This is a genomic window from Nocardia sp. NPDC041819 (assembly GCF_055590505.1).
This window is the reverse complement of sequence record NZ_JBVJAP010000002.1, coordinates 896,545-920,028: the sequence shown is the minus strand read 5'-3', so window position 1 is coordinate 920,028 and position 23,484 is coordinate 896,545. Positions and strand designations below refer to the sequence as shown.

At 68.7% G+C, this 23,484-nt stretch carries 25 protein-coding genes; 14 read left to right on the top strand and 11 right to left on the bottom strand.

What is annotated here, in order from left to right:
• Positions 1-164 precede the first annotated feature (164 nt).
• Complete coding sequence (locus ACZ6DL_RS11015) at positions 165-467, top strand: hypothetical protein (protein ID WP_466050335.1); 303 nt, start codon at positions 165-167, stop codon at positions 465-467.
• Between the two features lie 56 nt (positions 468-523).
• Entirely contained in the window at positions 524-964 is a 441-nt protein-coding gene (locus ACZ6DL_RS11010; protein WP_466050334.1) for a DUF4254 domain-containing protein, read from the top strand.
• Between the two features lies 1 nt (position 965).
• Here the strand turns inward: ACZ6DL_RS11010 and ACZ6DL_RS11005 are convergent, their stop codons facing one another.
• From ACZ6DL_RS11005 to ACZ6DL_RS10980, 6 genes are all read right to left on the bottom strand, one after another.
• Positions 966-1,256, bottom strand: a complete 291-nt coding sequence (locus ACZ6DL_RS11005) for a DUF3349 domain-containing protein (RefSeq protein WP_357034650.1) — start codon at positions 1,254-1,256, stop codon at positions 966-968.
• Positions 1,257-1,270: 14 nt separating this feature from the next.
• On the bottom strand, positions 1,271-1,606 hold the full coding sequence (locus ACZ6DL_RS11000) for a DUF3349 domain-containing protein (RefSeq protein WP_357131225.1): 336 nt from the start codon (positions 1,604-1,606) through the stop codon (positions 1,271-1,273).
• 11 nt (positions 1,607-1,617) lie between these two features.
• Positions 1,618-1,902, bottom strand: a complete 285-nt coding sequence (locus ACZ6DL_RS10995; protein WP_357034654.1) for a hypothetical protein — start codon at positions 1,900-1,902, stop codon at positions 1,618-1,620.
• Between the two features lie 11 nt (positions 1,903-1,913).
• Positions 1,914-3,116, bottom strand: coding sequence for an inorganic phosphate transporter (locus ACZ6DL_RS10990; RefSeq protein WP_466050333.1), 1,203 nt, complete (start codon positions 3,114-3,116; stop codon positions 1,914-1,916).
• Positions 3,117-3,206: 90 nt separating this feature from the next.
• Positions 3,207-4,460: a lipase family protein gene (locus ACZ6DL_RS10985; RefSeq protein WP_466050332.1), complete on the bottom strand. Its 1,254-nt coding sequence runs from the start codon at positions 4,458-4,460 to the stop codon at positions 3,207-3,209.
• A 171-nt stretch (positions 4,461-4,631) separates the two neighbouring features.
• Complete coding sequence (locus ACZ6DL_RS10980; protein ID WP_466050331.1) at positions 4,632-6,143, bottom strand: ATP-dependent DNA ligase; 1,512 nt, start codon at positions 6,141-6,143, stop codon at positions 4,632-4,634.
• A gap of 93 nt (positions 6,144-6,236) precedes the next feature.
• Between ACZ6DL_RS10980 and ramB the strand changes: the two genes are divergently transcribed.
• Positions 6,237-7,643, top strand: coding sequence for an acetate metabolism transcriptional regulator RamB (gene ramB, locus ACZ6DL_RS10975; protein ID WP_466050330.1), 1,407 nt, complete (start codon positions 6,237-6,239; stop codon positions 7,641-7,643).
• Between the two features lie 97 nt (positions 7,644-7,740).
• Here the strand turns inward: ramB and ACZ6DL_RS10970 are convergent, their stop codons facing one another.
• Positions 7,741-8,967: an MFS transporter gene (locus tag ACZ6DL_RS10970; RefSeq protein ID WP_466050329.1), complete on the bottom strand. Its 1,227-nt coding sequence runs from the start codon at positions 8,965-8,967 to the stop codon at positions 7,741-7,743.
• A gap of 74 nt (positions 8,968-9,041) precedes the next feature.
• On the opposite strand from ACZ6DL_RS10970, the gene ACZ6DL_RS10965 reads away from it, so the two are divergent.
• Positions 9,042-9,887, top strand: coding sequence for a TetR/AcrR family transcriptional regulator (locus ACZ6DL_RS10965; protein WP_466050328.1), 846 nt, complete (start codon positions 9,042-9,044; stop codon positions 9,885-9,887).
• Positions 9,888-10,359: 472 nt separating this feature from the next.
• Here the strand turns inward: ACZ6DL_RS10965 and ACZ6DL_RS10960 are convergent, their stop codons facing one another.
• Complete coding sequence (locus tag ACZ6DL_RS10960) at positions 10,360-12,189, bottom strand: acyl-CoA dehydrogenase (RefSeq protein WP_466050327.1); 1,830 nt, start codon at positions 12,187-12,189, stop codon at positions 10,360-10,362.
• 373 nt (positions 12,190-12,562) lie between these two features.
• On the opposite strand from ACZ6DL_RS10960, the gene urtA reads away from it, so the two are divergent.
• The 6 genes from urtA to ACZ6DL_RS10930 all read left to right on the top strand — a co-directional run bounded on the left by urtA (position 12,563) and on the right by ACZ6DL_RS10930 (position 18,314).
• Complete coding sequence (gene urtA, locus ACZ6DL_RS10955; protein ID WP_466050326.1) at positions 12,563-13,837, top strand: urea ABC transporter substrate-binding protein; 1,275 nt, start codon at positions 12,563-12,565, stop codon at positions 13,835-13,837.
• 204 nt (positions 13,838-14,041) lie between these two features.
• Positions 14,042-14,926, top strand: a complete 885-nt coding sequence (urtB, locus tag ACZ6DL_RS10950) for an urea ABC transporter permease subunit UrtB (RefSeq protein ID WP_466050325.1) — start codon at positions 14,042-14,044, stop codon at positions 14,924-14,926.
• Positions 14,923-16,068, top strand: coding sequence for an urea ABC transporter permease subunit UrtC (gene urtC / locus ACZ6DL_RS10945; protein ID WP_466050324.1), 1,146 nt, complete (start codon positions 14,923-14,925; stop codon positions 16,066-16,068). The genes urtB and urtC overlap by 4 nt, the downstream gene beginning before the upstream one ends.
• A complete protein-coding gene (urtD, locus tag ACZ6DL_RS10940; RefSeq protein WP_040870582.1) occupies positions 16,065-16,919 on the top strand; it encodes an urea ABC transporter ATP-binding protein UrtD in 855 nt (284 codons plus the stop codon). Before urtC ends, urtD begins: the two co-directional genes overlap by 4 nt.
• Positions 16,912-17,604, top strand: coding sequence for an urea ABC transporter ATP-binding subunit UrtE (gene urtE / locus ACZ6DL_RS10935; RefSeq protein WP_466050323.1), 693 nt, complete (start codon positions 16,912-16,914; stop codon positions 17,602-17,604). The genes urtD and urtE overlap by 8 nt, the downstream gene beginning before the upstream one ends.
• An 8-nt stretch (positions 17,605-17,612) precedes the next feature.
• Positions 17,613-18,314, top strand: coding sequence for a GntR family transcriptional regulator (locus ACZ6DL_RS10930; RefSeq protein ID WP_466050322.1), 702 nt, complete (start codon positions 17,613-17,615; stop codon positions 18,312-18,314).
• A 4-nt stretch (positions 18,315-18,318) separates the two neighbouring features.
• On the opposite strand, the gene ACZ6DL_RS10925 is transcribed toward ACZ6DL_RS10930, so the two are convergent.
• Positions 18,319-19,191, bottom strand: coding sequence for an NERD domain-containing protein (locus ACZ6DL_RS10925; protein WP_466050321.1), 873 nt, complete (start codon positions 19,189-19,191; stop codon positions 18,319-18,321).
• A gap of 227 nt (positions 19,192-19,418) precedes the next feature.
• Here ACZ6DL_RS10925 and ACZ6DL_RS10920 point away from each other — a divergent pair, with 227 nt between their 5' ends.
• The gene (locus tag ACZ6DL_RS10920) at positions 19,419-19,952 is read left to right on the top strand and encodes a carboxymuconolactone decarboxylase family protein (protein ID WP_466050506.1); all 534 of its coding nucleotides are present in this window, start codon (positions 19,419-19,421) and stop codon (positions 19,950-19,952) included.
• On the opposite strand, the gene ACZ6DL_RS10915 is transcribed toward ACZ6DL_RS10920, so the two are convergent.
• On the bottom strand, positions 19,949-20,731 hold the full coding sequence (locus ACZ6DL_RS10915) for a TetR/AcrR family transcriptional regulator (RefSeq protein WP_466050320.1): 783 nt from the start codon (positions 20,729-20,731) through the stop codon (positions 19,949-19,951). The two genes, ACZ6DL_RS10920 and ACZ6DL_RS10915, sit on opposite strands and share 4 nt — an antisense overlap.
• Positions 20,732-20,858: 127 nt before the next feature.
• Between ACZ6DL_RS10915 and ACZ6DL_RS10910 the strand changes: the two genes are divergently transcribed.
• Positions 20,859-21,236, top strand: a complete 378-nt coding sequence (locus ACZ6DL_RS10910) for a VOC family protein (RefSeq protein ID WP_466050319.1) — start codon at positions 20,859-20,861, stop codon at positions 21,234-21,236.
• 376 nt (positions 21,237-21,612) lie between these two features.
• Here ACZ6DL_RS10910 and ACZ6DL_RS10905 read toward each other — a convergent pair whose 3' ends face one another.
• Positions 21,613-22,461: an SDR family oxidoreductase gene (locus ACZ6DL_RS10905; RefSeq protein ID WP_466050318.1), complete on the bottom strand. Its 849-nt coding sequence runs from the start codon at positions 22,459-22,461 to the stop codon at positions 21,613-21,615.
• A gap of 98 nt (positions 22,462-22,559) precedes the next feature.
• Between ACZ6DL_RS10905 and ACZ6DL_RS10900 the strand changes: the two genes are divergently transcribed.
• Positions 22,560-22,958, top strand: coding sequence for a winged helix-turn-helix transcriptional regulator (locus tag ACZ6DL_RS10900; RefSeq protein ID WP_040870863.1), 399 nt, complete (start codon positions 22,560-22,562; stop codon positions 22,956-22,958).
• A gap of 38 nt (positions 22,959-22,996) precedes the next feature.
• Positions 22,997-23,425 carry a PPOX class F420-dependent oxidoreductase gene (locus ACZ6DL_RS10895; RefSeq protein WP_466050317.1) on the top strand — a complete coding sequence of 143 codons (429 nt, stop codon included), beginning with the start codon at positions 22,997-22,999 and terminating at the stop codon, positions 23,423-23,425.
• Positions 23,426-23,484 lie beyond the last annotated feature (59 nt).

The following is a 23,484-nucleotide window of genomic DNA, read 5'->3' as shown; positions in this document are numbered from 1 at the left end:
CGGCTGTTCGTGCAGATGACCGTACCCGCATCCACAGCGGGGCAAGTTTGTCAAATTGACTGGTCAAGTTGACTTGTCAGCGGTCCCGCACCTACCCTGCTTGTGTTGCGCATCACAGCGGGGCTGATGGAACAGCCCGCTCGGCGGGGATGAAGGGGGTTCCGATGTCGGTGCATGTCGTCGACCGGATGTGGATCGTGAGTGATCAGACGCCGCATCAGGCGCGGCGGGTCAGTGACGACGCGTGGGTGGTGTCCTATCTGCGTGGCCGGATGGTGTCCACAGAGCAGGCGACTGCGGCGATCCAAGCGGCGGAGATGGTTGCCCTGACGGAGGAGCTGGTGCGCCGCATCGGGCTCACGCCGCTGGAGGCCGTTGGTCTCGTCGTCCTCGAATCGCCGTGGGACACCGGGCCGTCGCGCAAGCGGCACCGATTGCCGCGTCCGGGCGGGCGGCATCGTCGATGATCCTTCGCGTCTCGTGTGACGCCCGCCGCGACCATTCGATCCAGGGGGTTATCGCAGTGGAACCACTGCCGACCAAAGAGCTCATCTTGCAGGCCTGCCACACCGCGCCCCGCCGCGCGCACCCGATCCTGGAATCGGCCCACTTACTCGCGGGATTGCATCAACGCCGCCTGCGCCATGGCCTGGGCGGGACGAAGGACATCGATGGGCACCGCGCCCGCCTCGTCCTCGCGATCGACCGCTGGGTCGCCACCGAGGCGCCGCTGCCACACGGCGGCGCGCACATGCACACCGAAACAGTGGGCATGGTGGTCGACCGGCTCGCCCAGTTCTCCGCCTGCGCCCACGAGATCCTCTCCGGCGCCCCGGAGTGGGCCGTGCACGATGCCTGGGAGCGCCTCGCCGAACTCGCGCTCGGCTACGAGGATCTCGCCTACGAGGTCGCGGCGGGCGTGCGCCGCCTGCCCTACCTCAGCGGCCCGCGCGATCAGCCGTGACTCACTCGACGTCCGGATCCGGCCAGGCATTGGCCTCGACCCGGGCGCGCACCCGGGCCACGTCGGCTTCGGAGGGCATGTCGTTGGTGATCTTGGTGATCATCACCTGGATGTCGGTCTGGTCGATGTCCGCCCCACCGAAGCCGGTCAGCTCGGCGGCGATCCTGGCCACCTCTTCGTCGGACAGGCGACGGCGCAGCAGCGCGAGCAGCGGGATGTAGTCGGACTCCGGCACGCCGTCCGGATATCCGACCCGCAGCCAGCCGATGATCGCGTGCAGGAAGGGTGGCATCGGCGGCGGCTCGGTCAGTCGGAATCGGCGGGCGGATCGGCCAGCGGCCAGCCGCCCGCGGCCAGATGGGAGGCGACGCGAGCGACGTCGCCTTCGGCCGGCTGCTCCATGGCGAACCGGGCGATGGCCTGCTCGATCTCGGCGTGGGTGATCGTGCTGTCCGGATTCGAAGCGACCAGCTCCTCGGCGATCGCGACCACCTCGTAGTCGGTGAGGTGCCGGTGCAGCACGGCGAACAGGGCCACATAATCCGCCTGCGGGACGCCCTGCGGATACCCCGCGCGCAGCCAGCCCACGACTTTGCCGAGCAGCTTCGGCCGGAGCGGAGCTGGTTTCACTGGATCGGTCACGCTGGCACTCCTCACGCCTGCCCGAACAAATGGATGCCGAATCTGGCGGCGATGAACGCTTTCGCCGTGTACAGGATGCCGCTGACGATCGCCACGACAACCAGCGCGAAGCACGCGACCGCGACCGCGAGGGCGGGGTAATTGCGCCGCACCGCGCCCGTTCCCGCGTCGGTCGTCACGGTCGTCGACCAGAACCGCACCCCGATCGCGAAGATCATCGGCAGGCCCGCGCCGAGCACCAAGCCGGCCGCGACGACTTTCCACAGCGCGTTCAGATTCGTGACGAGAGTGTGCACGCCTGGTCCTCCTACACCTGGGCCGAACGGTTCTTGTCCGCCGACGTGGCGGGCGGCGCGGCGGTGGGCGGATCGTTCCCGTCGCCCGGCCACTCGTTGACGTTGCCGGTGTGCACCGGATCACGCCGCGACCGCAGGTACATCAGCGTCGACAGCCCGATCAGGATGCCGAAGACCACGAGCACACCGGCCAGCCCGCCGATGACGTGGGCGATGGCCCAGCAGATCGCTCCCGCGACCGCGGCCAGCGGCAGCGTGAGCAACCATGCGACCACCATCCGCCCCATCACGGCCCAGCGCACCTCGGCGCCCTTGCCGAGACCGGTGCCGAGGATCGCGCCGGTGGCCGTCTGCGTGGTGGACAGCGGCAACCCGAAATGGGCCGAGGTCAAGATGATCGCGGCCGAGGCGGATTCCGCAGCGAGGCCCTGCGGCGAGTCGATCTCGACCAGGCCCTTGCCCAGCGTCCGGATGATCCGCCAGCCGCCGAGGTAGGTGCCCGCCGCGATGGCCACGGCGCACGCGGCCATCACCCAGAGCGGCAGGTCGTCGTCTTTGGTGAGCGTGCCGTGTGCGACGAGCGCCAGGAAGATCACGCCCATCGTCTTCTGCGCGTCGTTCGTGCCGTGCGCCAGCGAGACCAGCGAGGCGGAGCCGATCTGCCCCCACCGGAAGCCCTCGGTGACCTTCCCTTCGTCGGCGCCGCGGGTGATCCGGTACACCAGCCAGGTGCCGATCGCCGAGACCAGCGCGGCGACGATGGGCGCGAGCACGGCGGGAAGAATGATCTTGGTGATCACGCCGTCCGATCCGGACGCCCAGATCACCCCGCTCCAGCCCAGCGCGGCCAGCGTCGCCCCGATCAGACCGCCGAACAGCGCGTGCGACGAACTCGACGGCAGGCCGAAAAGCCAGGTGAGCAGGTTCCACAGGATCCCGCCGACCAAACCGGCGAACACGATGACGATCAGGTCCTGGCCGCCGACGGCATCGAGGCGCACGATGCCCTTCGCCACGGTGGCGGCGACGGCCACCGACAGGAACGCGCCGACCAGGTTCAGCACCGCGGAGAGCGCCACCGCCACCCGCGGCCGCAGCGCACCGGTGGCGATCGAGGTCGCCATCGCGTTGGCGGTGTCGTGGAAGCCGTTCGTGAAATCGAATGCGAGCGCCGTGACGATGACGATCAGGAGAACCAGTAATTCGACGGTCACGCCTCCAGTGTGCTGCACCCCCGGATGGCAGAGCCAGGTCGGTCACCGAAAGTTCCGCCCACCGACATGGACTACTCTGGTTCGCCCTGCTCAGCCGGATCGAGTGCACCGCGCGGCGACCGGACGGCCTGCGAACCGATCATCGATCCACGAGTTCGCACCGGGGATGCCGCTGAGGCCGACCAGGAAGTGTTCGCCGAGATAGACCTGGAAGTCCACCGGTGTCCCGGCGCCGCACCAGTCCGCGTACAACTTCTCCGCCCCGGCCAACGGCACCCACGGGTCGTGCGTCGCGTGATAGAGGAACACCGGCACCGTCGGCGCGCTCGCGCCCAGCCGATTGGCGGCCAGGATCTCCTTGACCATCGGCAGTTCGGTGGGCGCGGCGGCATGGGTGAGCGCCTGCACCGGAATCGGCGCCACGACACCGCCGAACTCCTCCCCGGTCATGCACATGTCCTTGCCGAGCTGGGCCAGTCGCCAGCCGTTGTCGTTCATCAGGCCCAGCAGCTCTGGATACTCCCGCGCCAATCCGAGCGTCGCGGCCAAGAAGACCCCGGACGCGGCGTTGCGGCCGTTCATGGTGGACAGCAGCATGCCGAAGTCGGCGGGAACACCGCCGAACGCCGCACCCACCAGATTCAGCTCGGGCGCGTACGCCGGGGCCAGCTGGGCGGCCCATCCGCTGGCGATGGCGCCGCCGGAGTATCCGGTGACCAGCGTCGGAGCGTCCGGCCGCAACCCGAGTTCCGGCGTTCGGACCGCCGCCCGGATCGAGTCGAGCACCGCGTGCCCGGCCATCAGTCCCGCCCCGTACGCCTGCCGCGGGCCCTGATGGTCGGGCACGAGCACGGCGTATCCCTTGGACAACGGAATCTGGGCGGCCCACATCTCGGCCCACAACGGGTTCTTGAGCTCGTAGGACGGTGCGCACCGATGCCCGAGCGAGTCGATCGCGTGATTGAGCGACAGCACCGGTCGCGGCCCCGGCCCGGTCCACGGCGTCCGCGGCAAGAGCAACGTCGCGACCACGGGGGCCGGGTAATCCTTGGAATCGGTGGACCGGATCAGCAGTTCGGTCGAGTGCACCGGGAACGCGGTCAGGCCGGTGCCGCCCGGACGGGACGCCAGAACCGTTCCCGGCGGTGTGTTCTCGAATTCCGGCGGCGGGGTGTAGAACGGGTCGCCCAGCGGCGTGGGCAGGATCCCGGAGTATTCACGCGAAGGCGTGAGGAACTGCTCGATCGGATTCGCCTGCGCGGGCGTGCCGACCGCACTCACCGCCAAGACGCCCAGCAACGCCGCCACCAGCCGGACATAGCGTCCGCACAGCCCAATTCGCATCGTCGCACCCGCCCGCCGATTCCTTGTCCGGAGGTACGATCCGGCCGGACCATTGCAGTGTGGCGGCCATCCGGAACCTTGCGCTGCCCATACTTACAGTGGCCCGATTCGCCGCGCACGCTCGACACGCACCCGGCGCGGGAGCAAGCGCGCTTCACATCGCGGCGACTATCACGGCAGTAGCGCGCGGACGGTGTCGATGGTGTCCGCGTCGGCGGGCTCTTTGTCGGGGCGGTAGCGCACCACCCGAGCGAAACGCAACGCGACCCCGCCGGGATAGCGCGGACTGACCTGCACGCCGTCCAAAGCGATCTCCACAACCAGTCGCGGCCACAGATACACGGTGTGCTGATCGCGCGAGCGCTCGTGGCGGGGGAATTCGGTGGTCTGCCACTGCAACAGCGCGTCGGTGAGTCCCTTGAAGGTCTTGCCTACCATGACCGGCTCGCCGCTGTCCGGGTCGCGCGCGCCGAGATGCAGGTTCGACAGGTAACCCGTGCGACGGCCGTAGCCCCATTCCGCGCCGAGCACAACCAGGTCGAGGGTGTGCGTCGGCTTGACCTTCTGCCAGGCCCTGCCCCGCCTGCCCGCCGCGTACGGCGCGGTCAGCGACTTGATCATGACGCCCTCGTGGCCCGCCGCCAGCGCGCCGTCGAAATATTCAGCGGCCGCTTCGGCATCCGGCCGCAGCAACGCGGGAATGGTGTGCGTGCCCGCCACCTTCGTCAGCGCGGCGCGCCGCTCCGACAGCGGAGCGTCGAGCAGGTCCCGGCCGTCCAGGTGCAGACAGTCGAAGAAGTACGGATGCAGCAGCAACTCCCGGGTGGAACTCACCTCGGCGAAGCGGCTCATGGTCTCCTGGAACGGACGTGGCCGTCCCGCGTCGGTGAGCGCCAGCGTCTCCCCGTCCAGGACGACGCTCGTGCAATCCAGGCCGGCGACCAGCTCGACCAGTTCGGGCACGCCCGCGGTGATATCGCGCAGCGTCCTGGTGAAGATGCGGACCCGGTCGCCGTCCTGGTGCACCTGGATGCGGGCGCCGTCCAGCTTGTGCTCGACGCTCACCTCGCCCTCGAACTCGATCAGCGCCTCGTCCAGCGTCGCACCGGGCGAGGCGAGCATGGGCTGGATCGGGCGGCCGACTTCGAGCCGGAACTCCGCGAGCGCGGCAGCGCCGCCGGTCAGCGCCGCGACGGCGGTGACCGGCAATCGGCCCGACAGCATGTACGCCCGGCGGACCAGATCGGGCGGCACACCCGCGGCGACGGCCACCGCTTCGGCGACCACGGCGGTGAGCGCTCCTTGGCGCAGTTCCCCGGTGAGCAGGCGCACCAGGAAACTCTGCTCATCCGCCGTCGCCGCGGACCACAGCGCCCCGAGCAGCTCCTTGCGCCGGGCGGCGGATCCGGCGCCGGAGGTACCGGCCAGCTCGCTCAGCGCGGCGTGCACGGTCGCGACGGTCAGCGTCGCGACCGGCGCGGGCGGGCTGTCGAGCGTGGTGAGCGTGCGCCACCCCGTGCCGATCCGCCCCTGCGGTAGCCCGCCGGACGCCCAGGCGACGACGGGCGCGAGCTCGTCGGCGGCGGCCGAGGTCAGCAGCCCGGCCAGCGTGGCGATCTTCGTCTTGCGTGACCTGGTCGCGCGCACGGTCTCCGAGGCCAGGACGACATCCGAGAACAACACCCTGCCGACGGTAGCCGCCGGGTACGACACATGTCTGCGAGGAGTGTTAATGCGTAATTGGCACGGATGCGAACCCGGCCATAAGCTGGACGCATGGCCAAGACTTACGTCGGCGCTCGGCTGCGTCAGCTGCGGACCGAACGCGGGCTGAGCCAGATCGCGCTGGCCCAGCAGCTGGAGATCTCGGCGAGTTACCTCAACCAGATCGAGCACGACGTGCGCCCGCTCACCGTCCCGGTGCTGCTGAAGATCAGCGACGTGTTCGGCGTCGACGCGACCTTCTTCTCCGCGCAGGACGACACCCGGCTCATCGCGGAACTCCAAGAGGTCGTGATGGACCAGGAGCTGGGCATCGAGGCCGACGCCCAGGAGATCGCGGACATGGTCTCGGCGCATCCGAGCATGGCCCGCGCGCTGGTCAACATGCACAACCGCTACCGCAACACCTCCGCCCAGCTGGCGGCGGCCACCGAGGACCGGTTCGCCGACAGCGCGGGCAGCGGCGCGATCAGCAAGCCGCACGAGGAAGTGCGCGACTACTTCTACCAGCGCCAGAACTACATCCACGAGCTGGACACCGCCGCGGAGGAGCTCACCGCGCGCATCCGTTTCCACGGCGGCGACGTGAACAGCGAGATCGCCAGGATCCTGCGCGCGCACGACGTGCGGATCACCGAGCGCATCGATCTCGGCGAAGGCGTGCTGCACCGATACGACCCGCAGACCCGCAACCTGGAGATCGCGCCGCATCTCTCCGGTGGGCAGCGCACCTTCAAACTGGCCGCCGAACTGGCCTACTTCGAATGCGAAGGGTTGCTGGAGAAGCTGGTCGAGGAGGGCAATTTCGCGTCCGAGGACGCCCGCAAACTGGCCATGCTCGGGCTGGCCAATTACTTCGCCGCGGCGACGGTGCTGCCGTACACGCATTTCCACGAGGTGGCCGAGGACTTCCGCTACGACATCGAGCGGCTGTCGGCGTTCTTCACGCAGAGCTACGAGACCATCTGTCACCGGCTATCCACGCTGCAACGACCCTCGCTGCGCGGCGTGCCGTTCTCGTTCGTGCGGGTCGACCGCGCGGGCAACATGTCCAAGCGCCAGTCGGCCACCGGTTTCCACTTCTCCGCCAGCGGCGGGACCTGCCCGCTGTGGAACGTCTACGAGACCTTCGCCTATCCCGGCAAGATCATGACGCAGATCGCCCAGATGCCCGACGGCCGCAAATACCTATGGGTGGCTCGCACGGTCGAACGCCGCGCCACCCGTTTCGGCCAGCCGAGCAAGACCTTCGCCATCGGACTGGGCTGCGAACTGCGGCACGCGGCCCGGGTGATCTACGCCGACGGCATCGACCTCGACGAAGTGCAGCCGACGCCGATCGGTGCGGGCTGCCGGGTCTGCGAACGGGCCAACTGCCCGCAGCGCGCGTTCCCGCCGTTGGGCAAGGTGCTCGACATCAGTGAGCACCGCAGCTCGGTTTCGCCGTATGTACTGAAGTAGTCGGCCGGGTGATTCCGGCGAGGCGAACCGGCGGCGCGGGATGAACGTGCGTCCGGCCGGTATCGGATTACCGATACCGGCCGGACGTGGTGTTCGGTCAGGCGGCCTGCGCCTTTCGCTGCATCCGCAGACCGGCCACCGTCATACCCAGTGCGGCGACGAGCAACAGCGCCAGCGTCCAGGCGAGGGTGGCGAAGCCGTGCGGCGCCGCGGCGGCGGCGACCAGCGGGCCGATGGTCGCGCCCACGTAGAAGCTGAACATCGCGACCGACATGGCGGCGGCGCGGGATTCGCCGCCCAGTTCGCCCGCGCTCTGCAGCACGGCCGGAGCGATGATGCCGAGTCCGCCGACCAGCACGGCCAGCAGGACGGCCAGCACGAGCGGATGGGTTCCCTCGAAGGTCGCGACCACCATCGCCGTCGCGGCGATGAGCACGCCGAGCACGATCTGGCCGTGCTTGGACAGCCGGGCCAGCGGCACCGCGAGCAGGGGCAGCGCGATCATCACCGGCAGCGCGCCCGCCCGCAGCGCGAGCAGTTCGCCCGAGCCGCGGACCACCCCGGTCAGTTCCAGGCCGGTGTACACCCCGACCATCACCGCCATGCTCATCGCGCCCGCGATCAGCATCGGCACCAGCGCCCGGATGCGCAGCACCGCGGGAATCGCGGCGTAGCTGTGCCGCAGCGGCTTGTCCCGGCCGGTGGGCGCGTCGGCCAGCAACGCCGACCGCAACGCCAGCGCGAGGACGGCGAACACGATCGCGGAGGCGACGAACACCGTGCGCCACGGGAACGCGCCGACCATCCATTGCGACACGATCTGCGCGACCACCGTCGCCGCGAGGAACGACGTTGCCACGGACATGGTGGCCACGGCACGGTGCGCGGGGGTGATCCGGGTCGCCACATAAGCCATGATCGCGGGCGGAATCGAGCCGACCACCAAGCCCTGCGCCACCCGCAGGGCCACGGCCAGCGGGGCGCTGAACGCCAATCCGGTCAACAGGGTGACCACTGCGGCCGCCAGCATGCCGGTGACCAGCACCCGGCGGTGACCGTAGCGATCCGACAGCGGCCCGAACAGGACGAAACCGCCTGCGTAGCCGAAGGCGAACGCGCTGATGATCCAGGTCATCGCCGCCGAGCCGACACCCCAGTCGGCCCGCATGGCGGTGAAAAGCGGGATGGGAACGTACATCTGACCGGTGGCCAGCAGTGCGGCGAGGACGAAGAAAGGCAGGGTGCGCCCGGTGTGGGCTCGCGCCGAGGTGTCTCGGCCACGCGTCCGGGCCGGAGCCGCGGACTGGAAGGTGGACATTGCCATGGCTCGAAGGTAGGCCTGCGGCAGGCCGTCTGTCAACCAAATAGTTGGTTTAATGAGATGGTAAAGTGTCGGTCATGACGGCCACGATCAAACGCAGTGACGCGACCAGGCAGGCCCTGTTGCGCGCCGCCCGCGAAGAATTCGCGCAGTACGGGCTGGCCGGCGCGCGGGTCGACCGGATCGCCGAGGCGGCGGGCGTCAACAAGGAGCGCATCTACGGACTGTTCGGCAGCAAGGACAAGCTGTTCGACGTCATCCTGATCGACACGCTGCGCGAGTTCATCGACGTGGTGCAACCGCTGGCCGACACCGAACCGGGGGCCTACGTCGGCAAGCTGTTCGACTATCACCGGGACAACCCGCATCTGCTGCGCCTGATGCTCTGGGAGGCGTTGCACCGCGGCGCCGACGCGCACGACATCGACGGCTGGCGCGCCGCGCACTACGTGCGCAAATTCGACCGCGCCCAGGAACAGTTCGACGTGGACTCCGCGAACGCGGGCCGCCTGCTGCTGGCCCTGTGCGGCCTGGCCAACTGGTCGCACGCCGTCCCGCAGACCACCAGACTGCTGCTCGGCGAGGCCGCCGCGGAGGACAAGGACGCCACCCGCGCGTTCCTGATGGAGTTCGCCAGGGCGGCGATGCGCCGTGACGCTGCCCCGGGTGAGCGGGAAGCCCGTCTCCCGGAGGTCGAACTGGTCAATGAATTGACCACCAGCGACGAGCCGCCCGATGTGGACCGCGCAGCCCAGCGACTACGCGACGCCCAAGCCGCCGCCGAAGCCGCCCGCACCGAACTCGCCACCGCCCTGAAGGCCGCCCACGCCGCGGGCACGAGCGCCAACCAGCTCGCCAGACTGGTATCGGGCACACTGTCCCGCCCGGTCGTGCTCAAGCTGCTCTCCCAGCCCGACGCCTGACTCGACGCCCATCCGCACGTGCGCGGCAACGTCACTCGAACCGGCCGCCGACCACCCTGTCACCGCAACTACCAACCCGGATGCAACCACCCGCCCGCGCGCTCGATACCGGTCGAGTCGATCGATCTTCATCCGCCGGGCGCGCACTTCATCCGGACCTCGAATGGCGACGCGCCCGGCGCACCTCAACCGCAGGTTTCGAGCGAAGCGAGACCGAGCATCCGCCGTTCGCGGCCCGGCTCGCGTCCGAGTGGCCGCCGCGTCCGCGACGAAGTCGCAAGCGGTGGTCGCTCGGGCGCGAGCCAAGAGGGGGCCGCGAACACCCAGCGCCGCAGGCGCTGGAAAAACCGACACAGCCCGGCTCGCGTCCGAGTGGCCGCCGCGTCCGCGACGAAGTCGCAAGCGGTGGTCGCTCGGGCGCGAGCCAAGAGGGGGCCGCGAACACCCAGCGCCGCAGGCGCTGGAAAACAGCTCAGAACGCGGCTTCGTCCAGGTTCATGATGTCGTCGTCGAGTGCGGCGATTATCCCGCGCACCGCCGCCAGCTTCGGCAGCACGTTCTTGGCGAAGAAGCTCGCGACGGCGACCTTTCCGGCGTAGAAGGCGCGATCCTTCTCCGGCGCGTCGGTGGCCAGTGCGGCGGCCGCGATCTCCGCCTGTACCAGCAGGCGCCAGCCGATGAGCAGGTCGCCGACGGCGAGCAGGAAGCGCACCGAACCGAGGCCGACCTTGTACAGCTCGGTGGGCTTCTGCTGCGCGGCCATCAGGAAGCCGGTGAGCGAGGCGGCCATCGCCTGCACGTCCTCCGCGGCCGTGCGCAGCAGGTCGCGCTCGGTGTCGAACCGTCCGGTCTTCGCGTCGAGGAACGCCGCGATCCGCGCGCTGACGTGCCCGAGCGCCGCACCTTTGTCGCGAATGATCTTGCGGAAGAAGAAGTCCTGCGCCTGGATGGCGGTGGTGCCTTCGTAGAGCGAGTCGATCTTCGCGTCGCGGATGTATTGCTCGATCGGGTAGTCCTGGAGATAACCGGAACCGCCCAAGGTCTGCAACGACTCGGTGAGGAACTGGTAGGCCCGCTCGGAACCGACCCCTTTGACGATCGGCAGCAGCAGATCATCCACCCGGTGCGCCAGATCGGCGTCTGCGCCCGAAACGAGCTGGGCCACATCGGCGTTCTGGTGGGCGGCGGTGTACAGGTACACCGCGCGCAGGCCCTCGGCGTACGCCTTCTGCATCGCCAGTGAACGACGCACATCCGGATGCCGGGTGATGGCCACGCGGGGCGCGGCCTTGTCTGTCATCTGGGTCAGATCCGCGCCCTGGACCCGTTCCCTGGCGTAGTCGAGCGCGTTGAGATAACCGGTCGACAAGGTGCCGGAGGATTTGACGCCGACCATCATGCGCGCGTTCTCGATCACCTGGAACATCTGCGCGATGCCGTTGTGCACCTCGCCGACCAGCCAACCCTTGGCCGGGACGCCGTGGCCGCCGAAGGTCAGCTCGCAGGTGGGCGAGGATTTCAGGCCCATCTTGTGCTCGACCCCGGTGACGTACACGCCGTTGCGCTCGCCGAGTTCCAAGGTCTCGGGGTCGAAAAGGAACTTCGGCACGTAGAACAGCGACAGGCCCTTGGTACCCGGTCCGGCACCCTCGGGCCGGGCCAGCACCAGATGGAAGACGTTCTCGGCGGTGTCGCCGACCTCCGCGCCGGAGATGAACCGCTTGACGCCCTCGATGTGCCAGGTGCCGTCTTCTTGCGCGATCGCCTTGGTGCGTCCCGCGCCGACGTCGGATCCGGCGTCGGGCTCGGTCAGCACCATGGTGCCCTGCCAGCCCTTCTCGAAGCCGAGCGTGGCCCAGTGCCGCTGCCGCTCGGTGCCGACGTTGTACAGCACGGACGCCATGACCGGCCCCATGTTGAAGAACGACGCCGAGGGGTTGGCGCAGGTGATCATCTCGGCGACGGCCCAGACCAGCGCCGCGGGCGCCGGGGTACCGCCCATGCCCTCCGGCATGCCCAGCCTGCTCCAGCCCGCGTCGCGCACGGCGGCGACGGTCCTACGGAGCGGCTCCGGAACAGAGACCGAGAAGGTGGTCACGTCATAGGTCACCGGATCGCGATCGGCCACCGCGAAGGAGTCCGCCACCGGTCCCTCGGCCAGTCGCCGAACCTCCGAGAGGATCTCCCGGGCGGTGTCGGAATCGAGGTCGCCGTAGGCGCCGGTATCGAGGAGTTTGTTCAGCTCGAGCACTTCGAACAGGTTGAACTCGATGTCCCGCAAGTTCGCCTTGTAGTGGCCCATCTGGTCCTCCTCGACTCGAGTCCGCGGCCCGCCGCCGCGGCTTGGGACGTTCAGATGTCGTACGAATCGAAGCGTGCCGCATCGCGGCGACGCTACGCAACCGTAGCCACATCCGCCCCGGCCAGCGTGTTTGCCCGGATCTCACAACCGTTCACCGTCCGGTTACGGGAAAGGTTCACACGAGCGAAACAGACGAAACGGACTTGTCATCGAGAGATATTCCGGCGCAACAAGTTCTGTCTACCGTTCGCATCACGAATACAGCCGTTGTATACAGCCCCGTCTACAGCCGTGAGCGGGGCGAAGACGGCGGTATTCGATGCGGCGCCCTGCCGACGCCGCCGCAACACCTGATGAGGAGAGGGTTCGCCCCATGCCAGATTCCCGTGCCACCCATCGCTCCAGGCGTTTGGTCCGAGCGGTGGCGGTGCCCACCGCGCTCGCGCTCGCCGGCCTGTTGCTGACCGCCTGCGGCGCCAAGGACGACGCCTCGACCACCGGCTCCGGCGCCGCCTCCTGCGTCGACACCTCGAAGGACACGATCAAGGTCGGTTCGCTGCACTCGCTGTCCGGCACGATGGCCATCTCCGAGGTCACCGTCGCCAACTCGACCAAGCTGGCCGTCGACCAGATCAACGCCGCGGGCGGCGTGCTCGGCAAGAAGATCGATCTGGTTCTGGAGGACGGCGCCTCGGACCCGAAGACCTTCGCGGAGAAGGCGGAGAAGCTGATCAGCTCCGACTGCGTCGCCGCGGTGTTCGGCGGCTGGACCTCGTCGAGCCGCAAGGCCATGAAGCCGAAATTCGAGAGCCTGAACTCGCTGCTCTACTACCCGGTCCAGTACGAGGGCCTGGAGGACAGCAAGAACATCTTCTACACCGGCGCGACCACCAACCAGCAGATCATTCCGGCGCTGGACTACCTCAAGCAGAAGGGCATCACCTCCCTGTACCTGGTCGGCAGCGACTACGTCTTCCCGCAGACCGCCAATCGCGAGATCAAGGCGTACGCCGCCGCCAACGGCATCGAGATCAAGGGCGAGGACTACACCCCGCTCGGCTCCACCGACTTCTCCACCATCGTGAACAAGGTCCGCTCCGCCAAGGCGGGCGCGGTGTTCAACACCCTCAACGGCGACTCCAACGTCGCGTTCTTCCGCGAGTACAGCAACGCGGGCCTCAAAGCCGCGGAGATGCCGGTGATCTCGGTGTCCATCGCCGAGGAAGAGGTCGCGGGCATCGGCGCGCAGCACATCGCCGGGCAGCTCACCGCGTGGAACTACTACCAGACCGTGGACACTCCGGTGAACAAGAAGTTCGTCGCCGACTACAAGGCCGCCTTCGGCGCCGACAAGCCGACCTCGGACCCGATGGAAGCCGCCTACGCGTCGGTCTACCTGTGGAAGAACACCGTCGAGAAGGCGAAGTCGTTCAAGGTGGAGGACATCCAGGCCGCCGCCGACGGCGTCAGCTTCGAGGCGCCGGAGGGCCTGGTCACCATCGACGGCTCCAACCACCACATCACCAAGACCGCCCGCATCGGCGAGATCCGTCCCGACGGACTCATCTACACCGTGTGGGACTCCGGCAAGGCCGTGACGCCGGACCCCTACCTGAAGTCCTACGACTGGGCCAAGGGCCTGAAGTAGTCCGCAGCTGTCCGCGGCCCAGCTACCGGTGCCCGCCCGGCGACCCAGTCGCCGCGGCGATCACGCGGAGCGCGTAATGAGGGGGGCCGCGGACAGCATCGGACACCAACGCGCCCCCGAGCGCCTCGACTCCCGGTTTCGAGCGAATCGAGACCGAACATGTTCCGTTCGCGGCCCGGCCGCAGATCAAACACAGGAGCTCGCATGGACGTTGTGATCGGACAGCTCTTCACCGGGCTGAGTCTGGGATCGATTCTCTTGCTCGCCGCGCTCGGCCTCTCGCTGACCTTCGGGCAGATGGGCGTGATCAACATGGCGCACGGCGAGTTCATCATGGCCGGCTGCTACACGACCTACGTCGTGCAGAAGGTCATCTCCTCGGCGGGCGTCTCGCTCATCGTCTCGCTGCTGATCGGTTTCCTGGTCGGCGGCCTGCTCGGCGCCGCGCTGGAGATGGGCCTGATCCGCTGGATGTACGACCGGCCGCTGGACACGTTGCTGGTCACCTTCGGCGTCGGGCTGGTGCTGCAACAGCTGGCCCGCGATATCTTCGGCGCGCCCGCCAAGAACGTCATCGCGCCGGAGTGGCTCAGCGGCGGCGTCACGATCCTGGGCGCGGTGGTGCCGAAGACGCGCATCTTCATCCTCGTCCTGGCGGTGGTCGCGGTGACCGCGCTGGCCGCGGTGCTCGCGGCGACTCCGCTCGGCCGCCGGATCCGCGCGGTGGTGCAGAACCGCGGCTTGGCCGAAACCTCGGGCGTGTCCAGCCGTTTCACCGATATCAGCACGTTCTTCATCGGCTCGGGTCTGGCGGGCGTGGCCGGCGTCGCGCTCACCCTGATCGGCTCGACCAGCCCGACCATCGGCCAGAGCTACTTGATCGATGCGTTCCTCGTGGTGGTCATCGGCGGGCTGGGCCAGATCAAGGGCACGGTGATCGCGGCGTTCGCGCTCGGCCTGCTCAATTCCTACATCGAATACTCGACCACCGCGTCCATCGCGAAAGTCGTCGTCTTCGTCGTCATCGTGATCTTCCTGCAGGTCCGTCCGCAGGGCCTGTTCACCGTCCGGACCAGGAGTTTGGCATGACCACACTCGTACAACGGTGGCGCGCGCATCCGTCGCTCACCGCGTTGGCCGGGTTCGCCGTCGCCGCCGTCCTGTTGTTCGCGGTCGCGCCCGCGGTGCTCAGCGATTTCCGGCTCAACCTGCTGGCGAAGTTCTTGTGCTTCGCGATCGTCGCGGTGGGCATCGGGCTGGCCTGGGGACGCGGCGGAATGCTCACCCTCGGGCAGGGCGTGTTCTTCGGCATCGGCGCCTACATCATGGCCATGCATCTGCAGATGGCCGACGCCGCCCGGCTCGGCAACGACGTGCCGGAGTTCATGGAGATCGCGGGCATTCGCGAATTGCCGTCGTTCTGGACGCCGTTCGCGTCCGCTCCCGTGGCGCTGCTCGGCATCCTCGTGGTGCCCGCGCTGATCGCGGCGGCGCTCGGTTACGGCGTGTTCAAGCGCCGCGTGAAGGGCGCGTACTTCGCCATCCTCAGTCAGGCGCTCGCCGCCGCGCTGGCCATCCTGCTGACCGGCCAGCAGGCCATCGGCGGATTCACGGGTCTGTCGGATTTCCGCGCATTCTTCGGGTTCAAGCTGTCCGACCCGGTCAACCGGCAGATGCTGTTCTTCATCGCGGCGGGCACGCTGCTGGTGGTGGTCGCGCTGGTGCGACAGCTGATGCACAGCAGGTACGGCGAGTTGCTCGTCGCGGTGCGCGACCAGGAGGAGCGGGTGCGCTTCCTGGGATACGACCCGGCGAACGTGAAGATCGTCGCCTATGTGGTCGCGGCGTTCTTCGCCGGCGTCGCCGGCGCGCTGTTCACACCGATCGTCGGCATCATCTCCCCCGCCGACATCGGCGTCGTTCCGTCCATCGCGTTTCTCATCGGCGTCGCGATCGGCGGCCGGACCACCCTGCTCGGGCCGGTGCTCGGCGCGATCGGCGTGGCATGGGCGCAGACGGCGCTGTCCGAGGAGTTCCCCTCGGGGTGGACGTATCTGCAAGGCGTGCTGTTCATCGTGGTGGTCGGTTTCGTGCCCGCGGGCCTCGCCGGATTGTGGCCCTTGCTGAAAGGTGTGCTGGGTAACCGGTTGCGGCGGCCCGCCGACCCGCCTGCCGCCGCGATGGTCGAGGCGCTGCCGGAACCCGCGACGGAGAAGGTGGAATCGCGATGACCGAGACGACGCACGAACCGAAGCTCGGCGGCAACGCGGGAATGTCCAGCGAGTACCTGGAGATCCGTGGACTGTCGGTGAGTTTCGACGGATTCAAGGCCGTCACCGATGTCGATCTGACGGTGTTGCAGGGCGATCTGCGCTTCCTCATCGGTCCCAACGGCGCGGGCAAGACGACGCTCATCGACGCGATCACCGGTCTGGTCCCGGCGACCGGGTCGGCGCAGAAGACCGGCGTGGAACTGCTCGGCAAGAAGGTGCACCGGATCGCCCGGCTCGGCGTCGGAAGGACATTCCAGACCGCGAGCGTGTTCGAGCAGCTCAGCGTGCTGCAAAATCTCGACATCGCCGCGGGTGCGGGCCGTTCGGCGCTCACCATGCTGCGCCGCCGCAAATCGGTGCTCCCCGTGATCGAGGAGGCGCTGGAGACCACCGGTCTGACCGGCCTGCGCGACAAGCCCGCCGGGGTACTCGCGCACGGGCAGAAGCAATGGCTCGAGATCGGCATGCTCCTGGTGCAGAACGCGTCGGTGCTGCTGCTGGACGAGCCGGTGGCCGGCATGAGCGCCGAGGAACGGGAGGAGACCGGAAACCTGTTGCGCCGCATCGGCGGCGACCGGGTGGTCGTGGTGGTCGAGCACGACATGGATTTCATGCGTGCCTTCGCCACCTCGGTCACCGTTCTCGCGGGCGGCAAGGTGCTCAGCGAGGGGACCGTCGAACAGGTGCAGGCGGACCCGAAGGTCCAGGAGGTCTACCTCGGCACCGCCGCGGCCGTCGGCACCGAACTCGAGGACGCCTCGACCGCGCCGAGCCCGGAGTCACCCCGGAAAGGGGACAGCGATGCTTGAACTCACCGATATCCACGCCGGCTACGGCCGCACCGAAGTCATCCACGGCGTCTCGGTGACCGTCCCGGACGACAGCGTGGTCGCCGTCATGGGGCACAACGGCGCGGGAAAGACCACGCTGCTGCGCACGGCCGTCGGCCTGATCGGCACCAAGTCGGGCCGGATCGAGTTCGACGGTGAGGCCATCACCAAACTGTCGCCGTCGCGGCGGGTGCGTCGCGGGATCGCGTATGTGCCGCAGGGACAGCAGAGCTTCCCGCAACTGACCACCGCGGAGAATCTGCAGGTGGTCGCGGACGGCCGTAAACGCGGCAAGGCGCTGATCGACGAATCGCTCGATCTGTTCCCCGCGCTGCGCGAACTGCTCGCACGGAAGGCGGGCCTGCTGTCCGGCGGCCAGCGCCAGCAACTGGCCATCGCGCGGGCGTTGATCACCGAGCCGAAGCTGCTCATCCTGGACGAGCCGACCGAGGGCATCCAGCCGTCGGTGGTGGCCGAGATCGAGCACACCATCATCGATCTCACCCGCCGGGGCGGGCTGAGCGTGCTGCTGGTCGAACAGCACATCGGCTTCGCGTTGCAGGCGGCGCAGCGCTACTACGTGCTGCGGTCCGGCCGGGTGACCTCCACGGGCGCGGGTGGCGCGGGCGCCGAGAGCGAAGTCCGCTCGGCGATGGCGATCTGAGCGCCGCCGTGACCCGCGACAGGGGTCGGATTCCATTGCGCGAGCAGGTGTACGACTCGTTGCGGCGGGATCTGGCCACCGGAGCGATCGTGCCGACCGAACGGCTCGGCGAGGAACGCCTCGCCGAGGCCTACGGGGTGTCGCGCACCCCGGTGCGCGAGGCGCTGGCCCGGTTGCAGGCCGACGGCCTGGTCGAGCGGCTCGCCGACGGCCTCTACCCGTACCGGCCCCGGCTCGACGAACTCGATCACCTCTACGAGCTGCGGCTGGTGCTGGAAGCCAGGGGGATGCAACGCGTGCGGGCGCCCGGTGAGGCGCCCGCGCACGATCTGGATCTCGTGCGCGCGGAGCTCGACGCCTGGCGCGCGCTGCGCGACGACCCGCCCGAACCGGGACCGGCGCTGGTGGCCGCCGACGAACGCTTCCACACCACCTTGCTCGCCGCCGCGGGCAACGCCGCACTCGCCGAGGCGCTCACCGCCGTGCACATCCGGGTGCGCCCGGTGCGCACGCTGGACATGCCGACTCCGGAGCGGATCGCCACCATGACCGCCGAGCACATCGCGGTCGCCGAACTCCTGGTGTCGGGTGCGGTGGACGCGGCGGCGCAGACCCTCACCGCCCATATCGACACCTCCCGAACACACGTGCTGGCTCGCGCCCAGCACGCACTGCGCCTGACCAAACTGGGCCGCGCCGTGCGGGATTGAGGGATCAGCAGTTCTGCTGGAAGGGGAAGCATTCGGTGGGCCGGTGCGACGGCGGCGACGGGGTGGTAGTCGTCGTACCGGTCGCCGGAATCGGCTGCGCCGAGTCGTGCGCCAGCGCGGTGGCGATCACGCCGAGCACGAACAGGACCCCGACCACGGCGATCACGACGACCGACCAGCCCGCGTAGGCCTGGCTCTTCGTCGCGGCGCCGGGCTTCGGCTCGACCCGCGGCTTCGGTGTGCGCGGAATGGTCGTGACCGGCTCCGGCGCGTTCTCCTCGAAGCCCGCCTCGAGGAGTTCGGCGCGGGTCGGGGCGATCTCCGCCAGCCCGAGCGCGCCGCACGCGCCGATCACCCGGTCCGCGGTCCAGTCGCGCGGTCCCGCGGAGAATCCCTCCAGGTAGATGCGCAACTCGGTCGCGTCGGTGACATTTCCGACCACCACGTCCAACCCCGGCCGCAGGTTCGTGCGCGCCGGACGCACCACGGCACCGCGGAACGGGACGAGCACCACGGCGCCGCTGATGTGCCCCGGGTCCTGCAACGCCCGCTGGAGCATGTGCTTGACCGCGTAGATGCCGTGTTCCACGCGCTCGGCGGGGCTCCCGGATTCCGGGTCGTCCAATTCCACCGGCGCGTCGCTGATCTTCCACGGCCCTTCGGCCGGTGTGCTCAGAATGCCGCTCTGCCTGCGCTGGAATCCGTGCACCTCCAGCACGGTCAGGCCCCGCGGGGTGCACACCACCGCGTCGACGCGCCGGTTGTCCGCCTCGAGATCGATCACGGCGAAACCGGTGGTCGGATACGACCGCAGGCACGCGACGAATTCCCGCTCGGCGCCGGAAAGCTCCGCTCCGGGCCTGATCCTCACCAGCATCTGTTCCCCTGCCGACCTGTTGTCCACACCTGACGCCGCGCCAACTCATCGCGGCCGCGGTGACCCGCACCGGTACTGATGATGACGGGGTACCCGGCCGAAAACCACTCCGAAAGCAAAAGAATGGCGGGCGCCGCGCGGGATACTGCCGAGTAGGCTCTTTCTCGGCCGGCACCGACGCCGGCCGCACAGACCACGCGGAGGTGGCAACCACGATGGTTTCAGCGCTGCAACCACGCATCTCGCCCGGACGGCTGCGCGAACTCGGCCCGCTCAACTGGGTTGTCTGGCAGGTGCTTTCCCGCGCCGCGGGCACCGGCGACGCCCACTTGTTCAGCACCCTCGGCCGCACCCGCGGACTGTTCCGCGGCTGGCTGCACTACTCGGGCAAACTCATGCCGGGCGGGCGGCTACCGCGCCACGAGTCGGAACTGGTGATCATCCGGGTCGCGCATCTGCGCGGCTGCGACTACGAAATGGATCATCACATCCGGCTCGGTCGCCGCGCGGGGGTGACCACCGAAATCCTCGAGCGGCTGCGCAAGGGCCCCGAAGCGGCGGGTTGGTCGGACAAGCACCGCGCGCTGCTGGCCGCGGTGGACCGACTGGTCGAGACTCGCGACCTCGACGACGACACCTGGGCCGAGCTGGCGAAGCACTACGACGAGCGCAGCCTCATCGAAATCGTGCTGTTGATCAACCAATACGACGGATTGGCCGCGACGATCACCGCCCTGCGCATCCAGCGCGACGGCGTCTAGACCCCAGCGGACGGCCCCTCGATGCGGCGCGCCAAGCCGTCGAGCACCAGCGTCAGCCCGAACTCGTAGGCGTGGTCGGCGCTGTAGGCGGCGTCGTACGCCTGGCCCGCGGCCGTGCCGACACGGGCTGCGAGCGGGTAGCGCTCCGCGTCGAACACCTGCGCCAGCACGGGCGCGGCCCGTTCCCACCACTGCCCGTCGGACAGCGCGCTGTCCGACGCCGCCCGCGCGCTGTCGATGGCGATACGGGCGACGGAGGTGACGAACCCGAGCACGAACGTGAGCGCGGCGTCCATCGCGACGTCGTCGAGTCCGAGGTCCGCGAAGGCCCCTAGCTCGTGTTCGTACTTGGCGGCGAGGCCAGGTCCGAGTGGCGGCCGGGTGGTCGGCAGATACGCCACCCACGGATGGCGGGCGAGCATGGCGCGGTTCTCGGCCGCGATCCGGACGACCCGCTCACGCCAGGGCAGACCGGTGAGGTCCGCGCGCTCCATCCGCGCGAACACCGTGTCCAGCATCAAGTCGATCAACTCGGCTTTGCCCGGCACATACGTGTAGGTGGCCATGGGGGTCAGGCCGAGCCGGTTGGCGACCGCGCGCATCGTGAGCGCTCCGATCCCCTCCACGTCGGCGATCTCGATCGCGGCGGTGACGACGGCCTCGACGCTGCTGCGCTGCTTCGGGCCCCGGCCGGTGCCCGATTCCGGCGGGATCCGCCAGAGCAGTTCCAGCGTGCGCACCGGGTCACCCGCGCTGCTGCGTTCCTTCGGCTGTCCCACCGCTGCCTCCTCGACCACCTCGAACCACCGATGGTATCGGTGTGACTCAGCTCATAATGCGGGTCGCCCGAAAAACCTCTACAAAGTACAGTGTACTTAGTACAGATTTAATCACCGAGGAGGGCCTATGAACATCACCGCTTCCGCCATCTCGCTCAACGTCCCCGACCCGGTCGCCTCGGCGAAGTTCCTCATCGACCACCTCGGCTTCGAGGAGAAGATGTCGGCCGACGGGTTCGTCTCACTGGACCGGAGCGACGCCGGCCTGAACGTCGTCTACCTGCGCACCGGCCTGGCGAGCTTCAAGCCGAAGAGCAAGGCGGGCAGCGCGGGCGAGGGGTTGCTCGTCGCCTTCGTCGTCGACGACATCGACGCCGAATACACCCGGTTGCGGGACGAGGGGGTGCCGATCGTGACGCCCATCGAAACCGAGGAGTGGGGCGAGCGGTACTTCCAGATGAGCGATCCGAACGGGATCATCATCCAGCTGGTGCAGTGGGTGTAGCACTCGAGCTTCGCTGGAACCGGTAGCCCGGCCGGATGTGTCGGCGTGGAAACAGGCCGCCGCATCCGGCCCTTCGACGCGCGATGCCACCCGCGACCGTTACTTTCGATCCCGATCGGCGCTACAGGGCAACTCCACCGGATGCCCGGCCGGGTCGATTCGCCCCGGAAGACCTCGGCCGTCGGGGTAGCGGCCGACCCGACCCTCGGCGTACCGAATACCCCGATCAACGATCCGTTCGTATTCGGAGATCAACCGGCACACGGTCGTCCACGTCCGAGCCACCGGATCACAGAGCATCTTGTCCCGCCTGCGATGGCGTTGCCGCACCCGCGACCGTCGCGAGGCGGTGGCTCTACACGCAGCGATCAGTGTGTCAGCCCAGCGCCGCACGGAAGACTTCGACAGCCCGGGTAGCCGGTCGGCCGAGCAATTTCTCCAGGTCCCCCGAGCGCACGTCGAGGATGCCATTGGCGATGCCCGCGTCGGCGTCGGCGAGCGCCTCGGCGTAGGCCCCCGGCAACCCGGCCTGGATCAGCGCGGCGGCGTAGTCCGCCTCCGGCAGGTTCTCGTAGCGCACCGGCTTGCCCGCGGCTTCCGAAATCACCTGCGCCAGTTCGGCATAGGTGAGGCTTTCGCCACCGCCGAGTTCGTACACCCGGCCCGCGTGACCATCGGTGGTGAGCACCCGGGCGGCCGCTTCGGCGTAGTCGGCGCGCGCCGCGCCCGCCACGCGCCCCTCGCCCGCGGCGCCGTGCAGTACGCCCGACTCCACCGCGTGCGCGAGACCGCCCACGTAGTTCTCCCAATACCAGCCGTTGCGCAGCAGGACGTGCGGCACGGCCGATTCGGCGAGCACCGCCTCGGTGCCCTTGTGTTCTTGCGCGAGGATCAGCGGGTTGTCGGTAGCGCCCGGAATGCTCGTGTAGGCGAGCAGTTCCACGCCGGCGTGTTCGGCCGCGCGAATGACATTGGTGTGCTGCGCCACTCGCGCGCCGAACTCGTTGCCCGAGATGAGCAGCACCCGGTCGACGCCGTCGAGTGCGCGCTCCAGCGCGGCCGGGTCGTCGTAGGCGGCCCCGCGTACGTCCACGCCACGTTCGGCCAGATCGGCGACCTTCCCCGGATCACGCACGATCGCGACGGGCGTCGATCCCGCGCGCGACAACTCCGCCACTACGAGTCGGCCCAGCTGCCCGCTCGCTCCGGTTACGGCGATGGTCATGACTACCTCCAGAGTGTGTACTGATTTATATGCACTAACTATTCGTAAGTACTATGCATTCCGCACCCACTGCGGTCAAGTTGGGTACGATGATGGTCATGACGACCCAGCACACCGGCTCGGCGGAGGCCGACGACCCGACGCTGGAAGCCGACGTCTTCGCGCGCAACTGCACCTCACGGCCGGTCCTGCAAACCGTGGCCAGTCGCTGGGGCACCCTGGCGCTGGTCGCGCTGCGTGAAGGCCCGTACCGGTTCAGCGCCCTGCGGCGACGGGTCGACGGCGTGAGCGAACGCATGCTGTCGCAGACTCTGCAAGCGCTGGAACGCGACGGCATGGTGCACCGCGAGGTGCAGGAGACGATTCCGCCGCGCGTCGAATACACCCTCACCGAATTGGGCGCGGAAGTGGCCGCGCACCTGGAATCGCTGATCCAGGTGCTGGAGACCAACATGCCTCGCGTACGCGAGGCACAGGCGGCCTACCACCGCGATTGACCGGGGAAGAGACTCCCCGCGCCGCGGGTTACACGGACATGGAACTCGCCGCCGCCGTCGATTTCGCACGCGAACATCGCAGGTCCGTGCTCACCACGATCCGCCGCAACGGACGCCCGCAACTGTCCAACGTGCTGCACGTCGTCGGCGCCGACGGCCGGATCCGCATCTCCATCACCGCCGACCGCGCGAAGTATCACAACCTCGTGCGCGATCCATGGGCGGCACTGCACGTGACCCGCGAGGATTTCTTCGCCTACGCCGTGCTCGAAGGCACGGTGGAACTCACTCCGGTCGCCGCAGCGCCCGGCGACCCCACCGTCGACGCGCTCGTCGACTACTACCGCACCGCCAACGGCGAGCACCCCGACTGGGACGAGTACCGCGCCGCGATGGTCACCGACCGCCGCGCCTTGGTCCTGTTCACCCCCACCCACGCCTACGGCATGCTCCCGGCCGCCGGTTAGCAGACCGGCCGGGGTCCGCAGCGACTACGACCGAGTGGCGGCCGCTGCGACGCGGCTCC

Bases quoted from the DNA above. Each gene is read 5' to 3' on its own strand.
- urtB (WP_466050325.1), top strand. From the start codon at position 14,042: ATGGACGTTGTGATCGGACAGCTCTTCACCGGGCTGAGTCTGGGATCG.
- ACZ6DL_RS10960 (WP_466050327.1), bottom strand. From the start codon at position 12,189: ATGGGCCACTACAAGGCGAACTTGCGGGACATCGAGTTCAACCTGTTC.
- urtA (WP_466050326.1), top strand. From the start codon at position 12,563: ATGCCAGATTCCCGTGCCACCCATCGCTCCAGGCGTTTGGTCCGAGCG.
- urtD (WP_040870582.1), top strand. From the start codon at position 16,065: ATGACCGAGACGACGCACGAACCGAAGCTCGGCGGCAACGCGGGAATG.
- ACZ6DL_RS10965 (WP_466050328.1), top strand. From the start codon at position 9,042: ATGACGGCCACGATCAAACGCAGTGACGCGACCAGGCAGGCCCTGTTG.
- ACZ6DL_RS10900 (WP_040870863.1), top strand. From the start codon at position 22,560: ATGACGACCCAGCACACCGGCTCGGCGGAGGCCGACGACCCGACGCTG.
- ACZ6DL_RS10985 (WP_466050332.1), bottom strand. From the start codon at position 4,460: ATGCGAATTGGGCTGTGCGGACGCTATGTCCGGCTGGTGGCGGCGTTG.
- ACZ6DL_RS10910 (WP_466050319.1), top strand. From the start codon at position 20,859: ATGAACATCACCGCTTCCGCCATCTCGCTCAACGTCCCCGACCCGGTC.
- ACZ6DL_RS10970 (WP_466050329.1), bottom strand. From the start codon at position 8,967: ATGGCAATGTCCACCTTCCAGTCCGCGGCTCCGGCCCGGACGCGTGGC.
- ACZ6DL_RS10895 (WP_466050317.1), top strand. From the start codon at position 22,997: ATGGAACTCGCCGCCGCCGTCGATTTCGCACGCGAACATCGCAGGTCC.
- urtC (WP_466050324.1), top strand. From the start codon at position 14,923: ATGACCACACTCGTACAACGGTGGCGCGCGCATCCGTCGCTCACCGCG.
- ACZ6DL_RS11015 (WP_466050335.1), top strand. From the start codon at position 165: ATGTCGGTGCATGTCGTCGACCGGATGTGGATCGTGAGTGATCAGACG.
- ACZ6DL_RS11005 (WP_357034650.1), bottom strand. From the start codon at position 1,256: ATGCCACCCTTCCTGCACGCGATCATCGGCTGGCTGCGGGTCGGATAT.
- urtE (WP_466050323.1), top strand. From the start codon at position 16,912: ATGCTTGAACTCACCGATATCCACGCCGGCTACGGCCGCACCGAAGTC.
- ramB (WP_466050330.1), top strand. From the start codon at position 6,237: ATGGCCAAGACTTACGTCGGCGCTCGGCTGCGTCAGCTGCGGACCGAA.
- ACZ6DL_RS10925 (WP_466050321.1), bottom strand. From the start codon at position 19,191: ATGCTGGTGAGGATCAGGCCCGGAGCGGAGCTTTCCGGCGCCGAGCGG.
- ACZ6DL_RS10905 (WP_466050318.1), bottom strand. From the start codon at position 22,461: ATGACCATCGCCGTAACCGGAGCGAGCGGGCAGCTGGGCCGACTCGTA.